This window comes from Saccharopolyspora sp. NFXS83, from assembly GCF_026241095.1.
GTDB lineage: Bacteria > Actinomycetota > Actinomycetes > Mycobacteriales > Pseudonocardiaceae > Saccharopolyspora_C.
In genome coordinates, this window is sequence record NZ_JAPFGB010000013.1 from 144874 (window position 1) to 161328 (window position 16455).

Here is a 16455-nt window from a genome sequence, read left to right on the forward strand (position 1 = left end):
ACCACCCCAACCGCGGATGATTTCCCCCCGCAGGCAACTTCCGGACTTCGGCGAGAAATCGTGGCGACCGGAGTTCGTCCGACGGGGAACACCTCGCCCGACGAGCAGACCTGCTCCGCCGCCCGTCGTCGACCGGGTACGTAGCGCTCGAACCGGCCACGGCGATCACCTCAGGTAGAAAGGTGATTACCGGAAGCACGGTCGGCGCGGGAGGTGCGCAGCGTGAGTCCCGACGAACCCGGTGCGAAACCCCGAGACGCCGAGCCGTGCCCCGGTGACCACACCGTCGTGAACGAATTCCACGGCGTCGCCGACGTTGTGGTGCAAGCGGGCTCCGTCGAGCGGCTGGTCGTGAACCACCACGCGCCGTCCGCGCCCCGGTGGCCGCATCGCGTGGGCGCGGTCCCCGCGCGGGCGGGCTGCTTCCAGCACCGCGAACTGGCCGCGCGGCTCGACGAACGCATCGCGCACGACCACGCCGTGGTGCTGACCGGCTCCCGGCCCGCGGCGGCCGAGGTGCTCTCCGGCGCGGGGGGAGTGGGGAAGACGCAGCTCGCGGCCGATTGCGCCGAACGCATGTGGGAGCGCGGCGAGGCGGAGCTGCTGATGTGGGTGCACGCCGGTTCGCGCGCCGCGATCATGAACGCCTACGCCGCCGCTGCCGCCGAACTCGGCTGGGACGGGGGCGGCGAATCGGGCCGCGGTGCGGAACGGTTCTTGGCGGGACTTGCCGCCCTGCCGAAGCGGTGGCTGGTCGTGCTCGACGATCTGCGCAGCCCGGGCGACGTCAAAGGCCTGTGGCCGCCGGAGACCGAACGCGGCAGGACGCTGGTCACCACGCGGCGCCGCGACGGGGCGCTCACGAACGACCGGCGCGGCCTGCTGCCGGTGGGCGAGTTCGTCCCGGCGGAGTCGCTCGCCTACCTCACCGCGCGGCTGGCCGAAGATCCGCGGCAGGCCGCGGGGGCGGAGCTGCTGGCCGCGGACCTGGGTCACCTGCCGCTGGCTTTGTCCCAGGCCGCGGCGTACATCATCGACGAGGACCTGGACTGCCACCGCTACCGCGAACTGCTGGCCGACCGGCATCGCAGGCTCGCCGACGTGCTGCCCGAACCCGAAGCGCTGCCCGATGATCACCACGAAACCGTGTCGGCCACCTGGTCGCTGTCGATCGAGCTGGCGGGCAGGCTGCACCCTGCGGGCCTGGCGCCGAGGGTGCTGGAGATCGCCGCGCTGCTCGACGCCGGCGGCATCCCGATCGAAGTCCTGAGCAGTTCGGCGGTGTGCGAGCACCTCGCCGAGGCCACGGGCACGGCGGTCGACGAGCGGGCGGTGCACAGCGCGGTGCGCTGCCTGCACCGGCTGAACCTGGCCACCGACGACGCGCGCACCGACGAGCGGACGGTGCGGGTGCACGCGCTGGTGCAGCGCGCCACGCGGGAAGAACTGCACGGGGCTGACCTGGACCGGGCGATCCACGCCGCGGCCGACGGCCTGGTCGAGGTGTGGCAACCGGATGAGCACGTCGTCGGCCCGGATCGGGCGCTGCGCGCGAACGCCGAAGCGCTGCACTCCCGCGAACCCCGCCACCTCTACGAGCACGGCGGGCACCCGGTGGTGCACCGGATCGCGGAGAGCCTCAGCGGCAGCGGACTGGACGCGTCCGCCGCGCACTACTACGAGCGGATGCACGTAGCCACGGCGAACCATCTCGGCCCCGACCATCCTCGAACGCTGTACCTGCGCAAATGCCTGATCACGTGCGAAGCGGACGCGGGCGACGTGGTCGCGGCGGTCCCCGCCTTCGAGCGGCTGCTGACCGACCAGCTGCGGATCTCGGACGCCGACGACCCGAGCGTGCTCACCACCCGGGAAGTGTTGGCGATGTCCCGGATCCGATCGGGCGACGTCGCCCGAGGAGTCTCCGAGTTGCGGAGCCTCGTTCCTGAAGTGGTGCGGGTGCTGGGCGCCGACCATCGGGCGAGCCGGCGCATCAAGCTCTCGGCCGCCAGCTACCGGGCTGAGGTGGGCGATGTCGCGGGCGCCGTGGCCGAGCTGGAGGAAGTGCTCGCGGAACACCTGCGCATGCCGGGGCCCGACCATCCGGACACGTTGACGATCCGGCACAACTTGGCCCTCCGCCAAGGGGAAGCCGGTGACGCGGACACCGCGGTGCGCTCGTTCGAGAAGTTGCTCGAAGACCGCCTCCGGGTGATGGGTGCGGACCACCCCAACACGTTGCAGGCCCGGAGCGTCCTGGCCTCGAACCGGGCCGACGCCGGGGACGTCGAGGGTGCGATGGCGGAGCTGGCGACGTTGCTCGCCGACCGGCAGCGCCTGCTGGGCGCGGACCACCCGGACACGCTGGCGACCCGGCGAACCAGCGCGAAGCTGCGCGGCGAAGCCGGAGACGACCACGGGGCGTTGCGGGACTTGACGGAGCTGCTGCCGGACGTGCTCCGGGTGATGGGGCCTCGGCATCCGGACACCTTCACCTTGCGGCACACCATCGCCGTCCGCCGTGGATACGCGGGCGACGCCGCGACCGCGCTGGCGGAACTGGAGGCGTTGTTGTCCGACGAGTCGCAGGTGCTCGGGCGCGACGATCCGGACCTGCTGGTCACGCGGCACAACGTCGCGTTCTGGCGGGCGCGAGCGGACGATCCCCGGGCGGCCTTGGCCGAGTTGGAGAAGCTGCTGTCCGACATGCTGCGCGTGCTCGGCCCCGACCACGTCCACACCCGCGCCACCCGGACCAACATCGAGAACTTGGGCGGAGACCCCGATTCGGCGTGAGCGGAGTGCCCGTGCTCGAACGACGTCGGGAGCGCGCGGTCAGCTCAGCGCGGCGTCGCGGAGGTCGGTCAGCAGGGTCGGCAGCACCGTTTCCTCCTCCACCGCACGGGAAGCCGTGGACATCAGCTCCGCCAGACGCGGATCCCACGGGGTCTCGACGGGGGCGCCCACCAGGTTCGGCAGGTCCGAGCGGTCCCGTGCGGCGTGGTCGACGGCCTCCCGGTAGTCGGCGGCCGACATGCGCCACAGCCCCACCTCGTGCTCCGACCACAGCGAGCGGGCGATCGTGACGCCCGCCCAGTCGAAGTCGCCGTGGTAGCGCAGCCGGGCGCCATCCGCGCGCAACCGGTCCAGCAGCGACGACGCCACCGGCGACGGGTGCCCGCCGAGGCACACCAGCGGATGCCGGATGTCGGCGCGGGCGGCTGCTTCGAGCACCCGGGCGTTCTCGCACACCGCGATCACCGCGCCGGCCTCGACGAGCCGTTGCGGAGCCGCGGCCAGGTCCCTGAGGGTGAGGTGCGTCGGCAGGCCCAGGCCGGTGCGGGCCCCGACCGAAAGGGACCACGAGTCGTCGCCGGTGAGCGGCAGCGCCCAGCTCAGCACCGTGCCCGCCACGTCGTCCTGGGCGACCCCGCAGCGCTCCCACAGCGCGCGCCGGTCCCGTTCGCCGCTCGGCGGTTCGATGTCGTGCGCCAGCGCCGCCGCGCGCAGCACGATCCTGCTCAGCGCGCCGCCGCTGTCGAGCTCGTGCGGGTCGTCGGCCGCGGTGAGCTCGGCGCGCGACACCCACACCGCCGGAGTCGCCGCCGGGTCCAGCGTCAGCGCCGCGAGCACCGTCGCCGCACGTCCGGTGACGTGCGCGAACTCGGCTTCGGCAATGCGGCCGTACTGGTGCAGCCAGCGCACCCACGGCTCCGCCCACGCCGCCGCGCCCAAGCCGTGCGCGGCCAGCGCGTCCCGCGCCGGGTCGGACTCCTCCGCCCGCGCCGGGGCGGCCTCGGGGGAGGCGATGGGCCTGCCGTGCAGGATCTCCAGCACCTGCGGCAGGGGCAGCCCGAAGCGGGGATCGGCGCGCAGCACCTTGTCCAGCTTCACCAGCATGATCCGGGAATGCCCCAGGTACAGCTCGCGGCCGTACACCGCGCTGACCGCGGCGCGCGTCGGTTCGTCAGGCAGCGCGACGCTGAACCGGTCCGGCCGCTTCGGCGATTCCAGCGCCTCGCGTGCCTGCTCCCAGAACCCGCGCAGCGCCTCACCGCCCCACGCCTCGTGGACGTCCGCGCGGACCTGGCCGGACACGTGGGCGAGGTCGCCGTCAGCCATCGGTGCGCTCCATGTCCTGACCGTCCCACGTGGTGTGCGTGCAGGCGATGCCGTGGCCGCTGCGCGGGCGCAGCACGTCGTAGATGTGCATCTTCGGGATCTTCGGCGACACGCCCCAGCCGCTGGGCCAGGTGATCAGCCAGTCCATGTCCAGGTCCACCAGCAGCCCCAGCATCCGCGCGATCGTCGGATCGTCGAGCCGCTCGAACGCCTCGTCCAGCAGCACCAGCCGCAGCGGCCCGCGCCCGCCGGAGGACACGCTCACCGCGTCGTAGAACGCCGCCGCAGCAGCGAACAACGTCACGTAGGAGATCAGCCGCGTCTCGCCGGACGAGAGCTGCCGCAGCCGCCGCACGCGGGGCTTGCCCTCCGGTCCGGTGTCGCGCACGCGCACGGTGAACGCGAACCACGAGCGGTAGTCCAGCGCCCGCGACAGGATCTCCGCGTAACCGCCGGAGGCGCTGTCGCGTTCGGCCTCGATGAGGTCGGTGAACACCTTGCGCAGCAACGAGTCCTGGTCGTCGCTGCGATCGGCGAACGGGGTGCGCACCAGGTCGATGGCCTGCTTGATGTCGTCGCCGAGCGACGGCGAGGGCTCCCACTCCAGCTGCACGTGCACGCCCTGGCTGGAACGGGCGCCGTCGAGCACCTCGTTCATCCGCTTGCACAGGTTCTCCGCCACCGTCACCTGCCCGCGCAGCCGCTCGGCGAGGTCGCGGATCAGGTAGTCGGCGAAGATCGACCGGTACCGCTCGTTGAGGAATCCGCGCTGTTCGGCGAGGCGTTCGGCGACCCGGCGGGCCGCGTCCGCCACCGGCTGCGGCCCTTCCTCGCCGGTCACCGTGACGGTCAGCAGGCCCTGCTGGTCGCCCGCGGTGATGTCGTAGCCGCCGCTGAGCGACTGCTGCAACGCCTGGAACCGGTTGAGCACCGCGGTCTCGCCCGCCGTCTTGCGGTCCGCGGCGGCGGCCAGCAGCTCCGCGGCCTCCGCCGGGCCGGGTGGTTCCACGGCGCGCGGACCGGGTTCGGCGCCGTCCTCGGCGGCCGGGAGCACGTCGGCCGCGGCCCACACCCCCGGCACCCGCAGCGCGGCGGTGAACGCGGACGCCGCGGTCTCGGCGTCGGATTCCCGCCCGGCGAGCTGGGAGTGCTTGGTCTCCCACTGGGTTTCCAGCCGCACCACCTGTTCGCGCGCGGTGCTGATCCGCTCCCGCGCGGTCGGCAGGTCCTTGCGCAGCCGGGCCCGTTCGCGTTCCAGCTCGCCGACCTTGCCGGAGATCTCCTGCGCGGCGCCGCCCACGGCGTCGCTGAGCTCGGCGAGGCCGGTGGCCTGCTCGGTGTGCTCGGCGCAGCGCTGCTCGGCCTGCGACTCGGCCTCCATCCGGTCGGCCACCGCGGCGTCGTGGTGCAGCGCGATGTCGCGCAGGTCGGCCAGCGTGGCCAGGCATCGGGATTCCACGACCTCGTGCAGCGCGTCGATCGCCGAGCGGGCTTCGGTCGCGGCCCGGTTCGCGTGCTCCAGCGCCTGCGTCTCCGGTGGCAGCTCCGCTTCCCCCGCGGCGCGCACCAGCTCGGAGCGGGTGGCCTGCCAGCGCTGATCTGTCTGGTCGAGCTCGCCGCGGGCTTGCTTGGCGTGCCGGTCGGCGTCCTCGGCCGCGTCGGTGGCCGTGGCGACCTGGGCGTGCGCGGTGACCAGGTCGGAGTCGTCGGGGAACGATTCCAGGTGCCGTTCCAGGGATTCGCCGTGCTCGGCGGCGTCGCGGTGGCGCCGTTCGACCTCGCCGATCCGCACGCGCAGCGCGGCGAGCTCCTCCTCCAGTTCCGCGATGCGCCGGGCTCGGGAGGCTTCGCGGGCGCCCGCGCCGACGTACTCGGCGGATTCCTTCTGCCACGCTCCGGAGAGCACCCCGGCCTGCCAGTGGCCGTCGGTGCCCACCACCAGGCCCGGACCGTCCACGATGGACACGGAGGCGAGCAGGGAGCCGATGTGCTCGGCGGGAACGGGACCGTCCGGCTCCGGTGCGGGCACCAGCAGGTCAGCGAGCGTGCCCGCCGAGCCCTCCACGCCCGGAACGGCCAGCACGTCCGCTAGTTCGGCGACGGTGCCCTTCTCCGAGACCCACGCGTTGAGCAGCCCGCTCGCCTGCAGCGCCGCCTCCAGCCCGGCCCGCTGCGCCTCGTCGAGCGACGGCCGGAAATCCACCAGCCGGTAGAACGCGCGGCCCGTCTCCTCGGGCCGGTCCGCCGCCGCCCACTCCGGGCGCTGCGGGGTGCGCTCCACCCCGGCGCGCAGCTGCGCGAGCTCCTGCTCGCCCGTGCGCACCCGGTCGCGGAACTCGCCGAGTTCCCGCTCCACCGCCGAAATCCGCTGCCGGGCCTCCTGCAACCGCGGCCGTGCCCAGCGCCGCGCCTGCTCCAGCGCTTCCCGCGCCACGGCCCGCTCTGCCAGCAGCCGGTCCACCGCGGGCACCTCCGGCACCGGATCGTCCACAGCGGACTCCGGGTGCTCCGAACCCCAGCGCTGCGCCCGCTGCCGCCACTCGTCGGCGGCCTCCGAGAGGCGCTGCTGCGCTACGTTGCGCCGGCCCACGGCCTCCGTCGAGATCAGCTGGGCTTGGCGCGCTTGCTGCTGGAGCTTCGTGACCTGCTCCCGCTGCCGGTCCAGCTCCACGGCCTGCTGGTGCAGCGTCAACGTCAGCGCGCCGCGGCGCTGCGCCACCGTGCTCGCCTGCGCGGCCCGGTCCGCCGCCGCGCGGAAGCGCTGCGCCAGCTCGTCGGTGTCGACTTCGGGGGCGCTGAGCCGGTCCACGTCCACCGGACCGGCGTCGGGCTCCGGGACGGTCCGCACCCGGTCCGGGGTGCTGATCGCCTCCGCCTTCGGCACCTCCGGCGGGCGCGGCACCAGATCGCCGTCCAAGCCCGCCGCCGCCAGCTGCCGGTTCGCCCGCTGCGCCGCCTGCTCCGCGGACTCCGCGTCGCCCACCAGCCTGCGCAGCGTGCCCAGCACCGACTCCGCCGAACGCTCCTCCTGCGCGCGGTGCCGCGCCGCGGTCTCCAGCGCCGACACCGCGGCCGAACGCGAGCCCTCCACGACCCGTTCCCGGTCCCGCAGGTTCTGCAGCTCCGCGTACGCCGGGTGCGAGCGCAGCGACTCGATGCTCGACTCCAGCGTGCCCTCGCGCTGCTCCAGCTCGGCGACGGTGCGCTGCGCCGAATCCCGCTCCTCGCGGTGCCCGGTGACCTGCTTGTCCAGCTTCGCCAGTTCCTTGCGCAACGCCGCGAGCCGGTCCTGGGCCGAACGCGTCGACTCCGCGCGCTCCCGCAACGCTCCCAGCGCGTAACCGGAGTACGTCGACAGGAACGCGCTCAGCGCCTTGTCCGCGCCGGTGAGCCGGACGATGTTCTCCCGGATCGACTCCAGGTCGTCGAAGGAGCTGGCCAGCCGTTCGATCAGCGCGGGCTCCAGCGGCGGCAGCGCGTCCGAGAGGATCTGCTCCAGCTGCCCCTCCAGCACCTTCAACCCGACGTCCGGGTTGCGCAGCGTCCGCTGCAGGTGCAGCAGGTCCCCGTAGCGGGCCGCGGGCACGCCGTAGACCTGCGCGGCGATCTTCGCGCGGAAGCCCTGGTCGTCGAGCACGCAGTCCGCACCCAGCAGCTCCCGCAGCTGAGCCGGGCCCAGCGGAACCCGCTCCGGGCCCACCAGGTGCAGGTTGTGGCCCACCCGGCGACCCGTGATGAACCGCCACGAGTCGCTGATCGCCTGCGAAGTCTTCGACGCCTTCACGCCGACACCGCAGGTCAGGAATTCCTCGCCGCCGTCCGGGGTTTCGCGGCGCAGCTCCACCCAGGCGTAGCCGATGCGGTTCGGGCCGCCGGGGTACTCGTCCAGCATCAGGCGCCGGATGCTGACCGTGTCGAAGCCCTTCGAGCCCAGCTGGCGCAGATCGCCGTCCAGGCACAGCGGCAGCAGCAGCTCCAACGTCCGGGACTTGCCGGAACCGTTGGTGCCCTGGAAGATCGCGCGCCCGCCGGAGAGGTCGAAGGTGTTCTCCGCGTACTGCCAGATGTTCACGATCCCGCCGCGGTGCAGCCGCCAGCGGTGCACCGGTCCCGCGGACAGCGTCGCGTCGCCCGGCTGCTCCGGGGAGGCGGGCTGCACCGCTGCGTTCGCGTCGTCGGGGCTCACCGTGAACCGTCCTCTTCCAGATCGTCGAACAGGGACAGGCCCGGCGGCTCCGGTGCCGGCGCGGGTTCGGGCTCCCGCCCGGGCACGGGCGTGGCGTCCGGTTCCGGCAGCCACCGGTGCGCGGCCGGGCTCAACCACCAGGTGAGCTCGCCATGATCCTCCCCGGTGGTGGCGGTGCCGTCGGCGGCCTCGCCGCGCAGCACGCCGAGCCGCCGCAACAGGTCCGCGACGGACCGCACCAGTTCCGCCGGTTCCTCGGTGGCCTGCCGCGACCACGCCGCCGGGTACGACTCGATCAGCTCACCGCACACCTCGGTGAGATCGTCCCAGGTCACGGGGTGCCTGCCGTCGGGCTCCCTGGGGTCACCGCATTCCAGCAGCCGCGGCAGCGCCAGCAGCGCGACGCGCGCGACCGTGCCGGTGCCGGGGAACAACGTGTCCGTCAGGTAGTCCTCCGGGTCGCTGACCACGACGCCCTCGGAGCGGACCTCGGTGACCAGGCCGAAGAACCGCTCCAGCAGGCGGGATTCCACGCCGAAGTTCTTCAGCAGCCACTCCCGCTGCTCGGCGGGCAGGTCCGCGTAGAGCACCACCGGGTCCTCCACCAGCCGCCGCCGCACCACGTGCTCCACGCTGCGGGGACCGGCCTGCGCGGCGGACGCCACCAGTTCGGCGGGCCCGGCCGAGGCGCCGATCGGCCCGGCGGGCAACTGGCCGAGCAGGTCGGTGTCGATGGTGATCAGCGCCTCCGCGGTGGAATCAGTCGCGGTCACGGTGCCCTCGGTCTCGCTGATCACCCCGAGCGCGACCAGGTGCCGCAGCGCGGCGGTCAGCGCGCGCCGATCCGCCGGATCGTCCACCACCGGCACGCCCGCCTCCACGGCCGCGGCGCGGACATCGATCACCAGGCGGGACAGCAGCACCTGCCTGCCGATGCCGGTCAGCGTCGCCAGCGTCAACGCCACGTACGCGTAGCCGCGCGGCGTCAGGCCGGGCTCGCCGCGCGTGGCGTCCGCGCCCGGACCGGCCTTGTAGAGCCGGGCGAACCGGCGTTCCACCACGAGCCGGTAGCCCAGCAGCGAGGAGAACACCTCGTGCAAGGCCGCCCGCTGCCGGTAGATCATCGGCAGCAGGTCCCCGTCCGGAGCGCCCTCCCGCAGCAGCGGGCGGCGCAGCAGCGCCCGCGCGCACCGCACCACGTTCGAGGCGTCGATCGAGGACAGCTCGTCGAAGGCCTTGGTCGCGCTCATCGGGTCGCCTCCGCGGGGATCGCGCCGTCGCCGTGCACGTCGAGCACCGCATCGGTCAGCGTGAGGGTGCCCGCGCTGCTGCTGATGCGGGTGTGCGTGCCCGCCTCCGGGCGGATCGTCACCCGCAGCCGGTGCACCGGGTCCAGCGCCGAACCCGGATCGTCGGAGCTGTCGCGCTGCGCCATCGCCAGGGTCAGGAGCTCGCACAGCACGCTCAGCGCCTCCCCGGACAGCCGGGTGTCGGCCAGCCGGTCGCCCGCCGAGGCGAGCTCCGCCACGGCCGCCCCGCGCCGGGCGTCCTCCTCGCGCGCCTCGGCCAGCAGCGACTCCTCGGTCATCGGGTCGTCGAGCACCCGCGAGGTGCGCCCGCGCGCCCCGCGGTCACCGCGGCTGCGCACGCTCACCGTCACGTCCTGCACCGGGCCGTCGCGCCACGGCACGTCGTGGTTGTCGCTGTCGTAGTCCGGCGCGGGCAGCAGGTGCCGCGCCGAGTACAGCCCGAAAGCGGCGGCGTAGATCCGGTGCGCCTCGGGCGGCTCCGCTTCGTCGAACCAGCGCGCCAGCTTCAGCAGCTCGCCCCGGCGGCCCGGCAGCAGACCGCCACCGGAGGTCGCGCGCTTCACGCTCGCCAGCAGCGAACCGATGGCCCGCGCGGTGGCCTCCCGCAGCGCCGCCACCTGGCTCGGGCGCCCCGGGGCGTCCACGAACCAGTCGGTGAGCTCCTGCCAGTCCGCTGCGGTCCGCCCGCGCGCCCGCTCCACCTCGGTGCCCAGCTGGTCCGCGGGACCCAGCAGCCGGATCAGCTCGCCGCGCACCCCGGCCAGGCCCGCCAGCGAGCCCGCGATCGTCTCGGTGTGCCGCAGCACGTCCTCCACGACCATCTGGATGTACTCGACCAGCAGGTTCCGGAACCCGGAGATCTCGTCCGGCGCCAAGTGGTGCCGGGTGACGACCTCGCCCAGGTAGGCGTAGAAGTCCCGCACCGTCGCGGCGAGTTCGGCGTGCTGCAGGAACACCGTCGTGACGTGCTCGGCCAACCGCTCCCGCGTGCGCCGTGCCCGCTTCGAGCCGGGTTCGGCGCTCTCCGCGGCGACCGCGGCCGACAGCGCCGACCCGATCTCGCCGAGCCCGCGTTCGATCGCGGGCAGCAGTTCGCGGGACACCTCGCGGGCGCCCTCCGGGACCCGCAGCAGCGCGTCCACGTCGCGCTGCACCCGGACGGCGAGCTTGCTGACCTGGTAGCGCACGCTGCCGTGCTGGAACTCGGCGATGCTGGCGGCGATCGTCTCGCGGCGGCCCAGCACCAGGTTCCCCCAGAGCCGCAGCTGCTTGAGCCGCTCCACCACGGTGTCCAGCTCGGACTCGCCGGGATCGATGCGGCCTTCCCGCTCGGCGGCGGCCAGCGCCGCGGTCACCTCGCCGATCGACAGGTCCGCGAGCAGCGTCGAGGTGAACAACCGCATGACCGCCAAGTAGGTGCGGTGCTCGCGCGCGCTCAAGTAGGCGAACAGCCGCAACCGCTGCTGGTCCGTCTGAACGTCATCAGGTGCCTGCGCGGAGGAGGCGGACTCGGCTTCGGTGCCCGCCACCCCCGCGCGCAGCACGTCAGCTTCGTGATCCGGGGCCGTCACGGTCGGCCACGATAACCCGAGCCGCCGACACTCCCTGTCAAGAGCCCGGCTAAGGGTTCCTGCTGAGTGACCTGCGTGGTGGGTCACTCAGCGGAACCTCAGCGGCTCCCTCGCTGCGGGATCCATTTCTCAAGTAGCTCCCTACTCAGCGAAATGGCTGTCCTCGCGAGGGAGCCGCTGCGAACCCGCCGGTGGTCGGCTTGCTCGAGCTGGTCGCTGCTCATCGGCTTCGCCGCTGACAGGACAAGGATCAAAGAGCGTTCGCGGACTCATCGCCTGGCAGCCGCTCGTGGTGCGTCGTTGTGTCGGCGGTAGCGTTCTGTGCTGCCTGGTCGGGGGAACGAAGGGGGAGAATCACCGGTGAGAGCGGGACGAGCGGTCGGATTGATACTCGGAGTGGCGGCCGATGCCGCACTCGGTGACCCACGACGGGGGCATCCCGTCGCTGCCTTCGGCCGCGTCGCGCAGACCGCCGAACGCGTGCTGCACCGCGACAGCCGGAGCGCCGGGGTGCTCTACACCGGGTTGCTCGTCGGCGGCACCGCGACGCTGGGCGTGGTCGCCGAACGCGTCGCCCGCCGCAGCCCCGTGCTGGAAGCCGTCACCACGGCGCTGACCACCTGGGTCGTGCTCGGTGGCGCCTCGCTGGCCGACGAGGGCACCGCGATGGGCCGGTTGCTCGACGCGGGAGACCTCGACGCGGCCCGCGGCAGGCTCGCCCACCTCTGCGGCCGGGAGGCCGCGCACCTCGACGAGCAGGGCCTCGCGCGGGCCACCGTCGAATCCATCGCGGAGAACACCTCCGACGCCGTGGTCGCCCCGCTGGTGTGGGGTGCGATCGCGGGCGTACCGGGCCTGCTCGGCTACCGGGCGGCGAACACCCTGGACGCGATGGTCGGGCACCGCAGCCCGCACTACCTGCGGTTCGGCTGGGCGGCGGCTCGGCTCGACGACGCGCTGAACCTGGCTCCGGCCCGGTTGTCGGCGATGCTCACCGCCGCGTGCGCGCCGGTCGTCGGCGGCTCCGCGGGCGGGGCCTGGCGGACCTGGCGGCGCGATGCCGCCGCCCACCCGAGCCCGAACGCGGGGCAGATCGAGGCCGCGTTCGCCGGGGCGCTGCAGATCCGCCTCGGCGGTCGCACCGTCTACGGCCACACCACCGAGCAGCGGCCGATCATGGGGGAGGGCCGCACCGCCGACGCGGGCGACGTGACGCGCGGAGTGGAGCTGTCGCGGGTCGTCGGTTCGGTCACCGGCGTGCTCGCCGCGGCGGCGGTCGTGGCGTTGAGCGCGCGCGGCCGGTGAACCGCTCGTTCGTGCGCCGGGTTTCGCCAGGTCGGTGCCCAGGACCAGCCGCCGTGCTGACGGTGCGTGTCCGGTACGTCGTCCAATCGTGGGGTGCAAGGCTCCTGAGCAGGTGATCTGGGGCCCGCTCAGGTAGTGGTGGAGGGGACCGGAGGAGGTCACATGCTCGATCTTGCCACCGCGCTGCCGGGGCTGCTGCTGCCGCTCGCCATCATCGCCGTCGTCGGCGTGATCACGTTCGCGTACCGCCGACCTCCCGGCGGCAAGCACCGCTGAGGTGCGCGCATTCGACTCGGTCGGCTTCGGTGCCCGGTAGCGGGACCTCGACCGGTGGGGCGGTGTCACCGCTCATCGGCTTCGCCGCCGGGCGGACGGCGCCTCAAGTTCCCCTGCCCCGACCCACTGCGCGGGCGCCGGGAGGGACGGCTCACTCGCGGCGGGAGGACGCTTCCTCGCGCTCTCGGCGCTCGTCTTCGGCGACGGCCTCCGCGACGGACATCTTCCGCGGTTTCTGCACCGTGCCCGAGGTCTGCTCCGGAGGCCGCAGCTCCGCGTAGATCAGGTATCCGATCGCCGCGATCGCCATCACACCGAACGCGATCCACTGCAGCGCGTACGAGAAGTACGGGCCGGCGGACAGCTGCGGCAGCGGCAGCGCGGCGAGGCCGCCCGGCTGCCCGTCGACCAGCGCGAAGTAGCCGGGCCGCAGCGGGACGCCGGTGCCGTCGGTGACGACCCGCGAATCCACCGAGTACGTCCAGCTGTGCCCCTGTCGCTCGAACACGGGGCGCTTCTCCTGGTCCTTCTCGTCCATCCGCACCCGCGCGGTGATCGTGACCTGACCGGTGGGCGCGGCGGCGAACTCGGGTGCGTCGGTGCCCACCGGCCGCACGAAGCCCCGGTCGACCAGCAGCGTCTCGCCGGTGGTGGCGCGGAAGGGGGTGAGCACCTCGATCGCCGGCTCGCCCTGCACGGAGCGAAGCCAGGCCAGCGTCTCGTGCTCCGGCAGGTACTCGCCGGTGACGGCGACCTTGGTCCACTCGGTGGACGCGTCGGGCGCCCGGTTCGCGGGCAGCACCTCGCCGAGGGGTTTCGGGGTCGCCGTGAAGGACCGCGTGATGGCGTCGTTGCGGGCCTGCGTCTCGTCGTCGCGGCCGAACTGCCACGGAGCGAGCAGCGTGAAGCACATCGTGGCGAACAGCACGACCAGCAGGATCAGTCCGATCCACCCCGGTCGAAGCAGGAACTTCAGGCGCACGCCTCCACGGTAGGCGGCCCCGCGGCAGCGGTCCCGCCCGCCCCCGGCGCACTGCGGCCCCGCACACGCCGGGACGTGTCGTCCGAAGGCGAGCGACGACCGGGGTCAGACGGGTGCGGTGCGGGCGGCGGCGACGGCTTGGCGGGCGTAGCCGCCGCCGAACAGCACGGTGTGCACCAGCAGCGGGAACAGCTGGTGCACACCGACGCGGCCCCGCCAACCGTCGGCGAGCGGGCGCACCTCCTCGTAGGCGGCCAGCACCCGGTCCAGGTGGGGGCAGCCGAACAGCGCGAGCATCGCCAGGTCCGTCTCCCGGTGCCCGCCGTGCCCGGCTGGGTCGATCAGCCACGCGGCCCCGCCGCTCCAGTGCACGTTGCCGGTCCACAGGTCGCCGTGCAGCCGGGCGGCGGGTTCGTCGGAGCCGGTCAGCGCGGGCAACCGGTCGCAGACCCGTTCGACGAGCGCGGAGTCCTCGGCGCCGAGCAGCCCGGTGTCCACCGCGCGGCGCAGGTAGGGCCGCACCCGGTGCTCCGCGTAGAAGGACGGCCAGTCCGGGGTGGGCTCGTTGCGCATCGGAGCCAGTCCGATCCACGCGTCGGCGGGCCCGTCCGGTGGTGGGCTCCCGTGCGCGGGCGCCCCCGCGGCGTGCAACCGGGCCAGGCCGCGCCCGAACTCCTCGGCCGCCGCCGGGGTGGGCGAACCGGGGGCGAGGTGTTCGGTCACGAGGTGCCGGTCGCCGTCGCCGAGCACGTCGGGCACCGGCAGCGCGCCGGGCTCCGCGAGCCACCGCAGCGAGGCGGCCTCGGCGGCGACGGCACCGGGCATGTCGGGCGGGTTCGTCTTCACGAACACCTGCCTGCCGTCCGCCAGCAGCACCGATCGGGACGTTCCCGCGTCCCCGCCGCCGAGCTCCCGGACCCGCACCGCCACCGAGCCGGTGCACCGCAGCACCACATCGTCGATCTCGCCCATCGCACGCCCTCCGATCGCCGAGCGGTTCGCGGCCGAGTGTCTCCGATGCGACGCCGATCGGCCGCTGCGCGGCGTCGCCGTGGCAGGTCAGAGCCGTTCGCGGGTCCACTCCAGCAGTCCCGGCACCGCGGCCTCGATCATCGCCAGCACGTCCTCGAAGCCGCGGTCCCCGCCGAAGTACGGGTCGGGCACCTCGGCGCCGTCGGCGGCGTCCGGGTCGAAGGAGCGCAGCAGCCGGACCCGCTCCGGTTCGCCGAGGGCGTCGCGCACCACCCGCAGGTGCCCGGCGTCCATCGCCAGCAGCAGGTCGGCGTCCAGGTGCTCGTCGCCGAGCTGCGCGGCCACGTGCTCGGTGGGGTAGCCGTGATCGGCGAGCACCTTCAGCGTCCGGGGGTCGGCGCCTTCGCCGATGTGCCACGGACCGGTGCCCGCGCTGCTGACCTCCACCTGGTCCTCGAGCCCCGCGCGGCGGACGTGCTCCCGGAACACCACCGCCGCCATCGGCGAGCGGCAGATGTTCCCAGTGCAGATGAACGAAACGTGCATGGTGCGGTGTTCCTTCGCTTGCTCGGGGCCGGCGCCAGGTCTCCGGGGCTGCGGTCGGGTGTCGACGGTACGGGCTGCGGGGGTGCGTTCCGGCGGGGGCGCTCCGGGCCCGCCGAAGATCGTCTTCCGGTGGTTAGACTGCCCGGGATGACGAGCGGAAACGAGCACGAGCTGTTGCGCCACCACGGCGACGTGGATGCCGCGCCGGGCCTGCTCGACTTCGCCGTGAACGTCCGGCTGGAGCGACCGCCGCGGTGGTTGCGCGATCACCTCGCCGCCGCGCTGGACGACCTGGGCCGCTACCCCTCCGCCGCGGACGACCTCGCCGCCCGCGCCGCCGTCGCCGAGCGGCACGGCCGGGACCCGGCGGACGTGCTGCTGCTGGCGGGCGCCGCGGAGTGCTTCTCGCTGCTGCCCGCGCTGCGCCCGGAGCTGGCCGCGGTGGTGCACCCGTCGTTCACCGAACCGGAGTTCGCGCTGCGCGCCGCGGACGTGCCGGTGACCCGCGTGCTGCTCGACGACCACCGGCTGGATCCCGCGCTCGTCCCGGACGACGCGGACCTCGTGGTGCTGGGCAACCCGACGAACCCGAGTTCGGTGCTGCACCCGGCCGAGGCGATCCGCTCCCTGGCCCGGCCGGGCCGGGTGGTCGTGGTGGACGAGGCGTTCGCCGACACCGTGCCGGGCGAACCGGAATCGCTGGCGGCGCAACGGATTCCGGGTGTGCTCGTGGTGCGCAGCCTCACCAAGACCTGGGCGTTGCCGGGGCTGCGCGCCGGGTACGCGCTCGGCGAACCCGGCCTGCTGAGCCGGTTGAGCGCGCCCCGCCCGCACTGGCCGCTGGGCACCCTCGCGCTGGCAGCGATCACCGCCTGCTGCGCGCCGCAAGCCGTCGCGGAGGCCGAACGCGCCGCCGTGGAGATCTCCGCGGAGCGGGACCGGTTCGCTGCGGAACTGGCCGCAATACCTGGGATCTCCGTGGCAGGGCCCGCCCGCGCGTCCTTCCTGCTGCTCGGCGTCCACAATGGTGCGAAGGTGCGCCACGCCTTGCGGGAGCGCGGCATCGCGGTCCGGCGCGGCGACACCTTCCCCGGTCTCGGGCCGGACCACCTGCGGGTGGCGGTGCGGGACGCGGCACGCAACGCGACTCTGGTCCGGGCGTTGCGCGAGCTTCTCGGATAGTGC

General features: G+C 73.8%; 10 protein-coding genes. 3 read left to right on the forward strand and 7 right to left on the reverse strand.

Features of this window, described 5'->3' with window-relative positions:
• The first annotated feature begins 222 nt into the window (after positions 1-222).
• Positions 223-2796: a tetratricopeptide repeat protein gene (locus tag OOZ19_RS16345; RefSeq protein ID WP_266090965.1), complete on the forward strand. Its 2574-nt coding sequence runs from the start codon at positions 223-225 to the stop codon at positions 2794-2796.
• Positions 2797-2835: 39 nt separating this feature from the next.
• Here the strand turns inward: OOZ19_RS16345 and OOZ19_RS16350 are convergent, their stop codons facing one another.
• From OOZ19_RS16350 to OOZ19_RS16365, 4 genes are all read right to left on the reverse strand, one after another.
• Complete coding sequence (locus OOZ19_RS16350) at positions 2836-4122, reverse strand: TIGR02679 family protein (protein ID WP_266090966.1); 1287 nt, start codon at positions 4120-4122, stop codon at positions 2836-2838.
• On the reverse strand, positions 4115-8227 hold the full coding sequence (locus OOZ19_RS16355) for a TIGR02680 family protein (RefSeq protein ID WP_416309444.1): 4113 nt from the start codon (positions 8225-8227) through the stop codon (positions 4115-4117). Before OOZ19_RS16355 ends, OOZ19_RS16350 begins: the two co-directional genes overlap by 8 nt.
• A gap of 77 nt (positions 8228-8304) precedes the next feature.
• The gene (locus OOZ19_RS16360) at positions 8305-9558 is read right to left on the reverse strand and encodes a TIGR02678 family protein (protein ID WP_266090968.1); all 1254 of its coding nucleotides are present in this window, start codon (positions 9556-9558) and stop codon (positions 8305-8307) included.
• Positions 9555-11189: a TIGR02677 family protein gene (locus tag OOZ19_RS16365; RefSeq protein ID WP_266090969.1), complete on the reverse strand. Its 1635-nt coding sequence runs from the start codon at positions 11187-11189 to the stop codon at positions 9555-9557. The genes OOZ19_RS16360 and OOZ19_RS16365 overlap by 4 nt, the downstream gene beginning before the upstream one ends.
• A gap of 360 nt (positions 11190-11549) precedes the next feature.
• Between OOZ19_RS16365 and OOZ19_RS16370 the strand changes: the two genes are divergently transcribed.
• Positions 11550-12494 (forward strand): cobalamin biosynthesis protein, encoded by a 945-nt coding sequence (locus tag OOZ19_RS16370; RefSeq protein WP_266090970.1) that lies wholly within the window; start codon positions 11550-11552, stop codon positions 12492-12494.
• Between the two features lie 427 nt (positions 12495-12921).
• Here the strand turns inward: OOZ19_RS16370 and OOZ19_RS16375 are convergent, their stop codons facing one another.
• The 3 genes from OOZ19_RS16375 to OOZ19_RS16385 form a co-directional block, all read right to left on the reverse strand.
• Positions 12922-13752 carry an SURF1 family cytochrome oxidase biogenesis protein gene (locus OOZ19_RS16375; protein WP_266090971.1) on the reverse strand — a complete coding sequence of 277 codons (831 nt, stop codon included), beginning with the start codon at positions 13750-13752 and terminating at the stop codon, positions 12922-12924.
• Positions 13753-13857: 105 nt separating this feature from the next.
• On the reverse strand, positions 13858-14724 hold the full coding sequence (locus OOZ19_RS16380; RefSeq protein WP_266090972.1) for a fructosamine kinase family protein: 867 nt from the start codon (positions 14722-14724) through the stop codon (positions 13858-13860).
• Positions 14725-14811: 87 nt separating this feature from the next.
• Positions 14812-15270, reverse strand: a complete 459-nt coding sequence (locus tag OOZ19_RS16385; protein ID WP_266090973.1) for a low molecular weight protein-tyrosine-phosphatase — start codon at positions 15268-15270, stop codon at positions 14812-14814.
• A gap of 147 nt (positions 15271-15417) precedes the next feature.
• Between OOZ19_RS16385 and cobC the strand changes: the two genes are divergently transcribed.
• Entirely contained in the window at positions 15418-16452 is a 1035-nt protein-coding gene (cobC, locus tag OOZ19_RS16390; RefSeq protein ID WP_266090974.1) for an Rv2231c family histidinol phosphate aminotransferase CobC, read from the forward strand.
• The last annotated feature ends 3 nt before the right edge of the window (positions 16453-16455 follow it).

What these genes read in the sequence shown, in the direction of transcription:
- OOZ19_RS16380 (WP_266090972.1), bottom strand. Translation starts at nt 14,724, where the DNA reads ATGGGCGAGATCGACGATGTGGTGCTGCGGTGCACCGGCTCGGTGGCG.
- cobC (WP_266090974.1), top strand. Translation starts at nt 15,418, where the DNA reads ATGACGAGCGGAAACGAGCACGAGCTGTTGCGCCACCACGGCGACGTG.
- OOZ19_RS16350 (WP_266090966.1), bottom strand. Translation starts at nt 4,122, where the DNA reads ATGGCTGACGGCGACCTCGCCCACGTGTCCGGCCAGGTCCGCGCGGAC.
- OOZ19_RS16360 (WP_266090968.1), bottom strand. Translation starts at nt 9,558, where the DNA reads ATGAGCGCGACCAAGGCCTTCGACGAGCTGTCCTCGATCGACGCCTCG.
- OOZ19_RS16385 (WP_266090973.1), bottom strand. Translation starts at nt 15,270, where the DNA reads ATGCACGTTTCGTTCATCTGCACTGGGAACATCTGCCGCTCGCCGATG.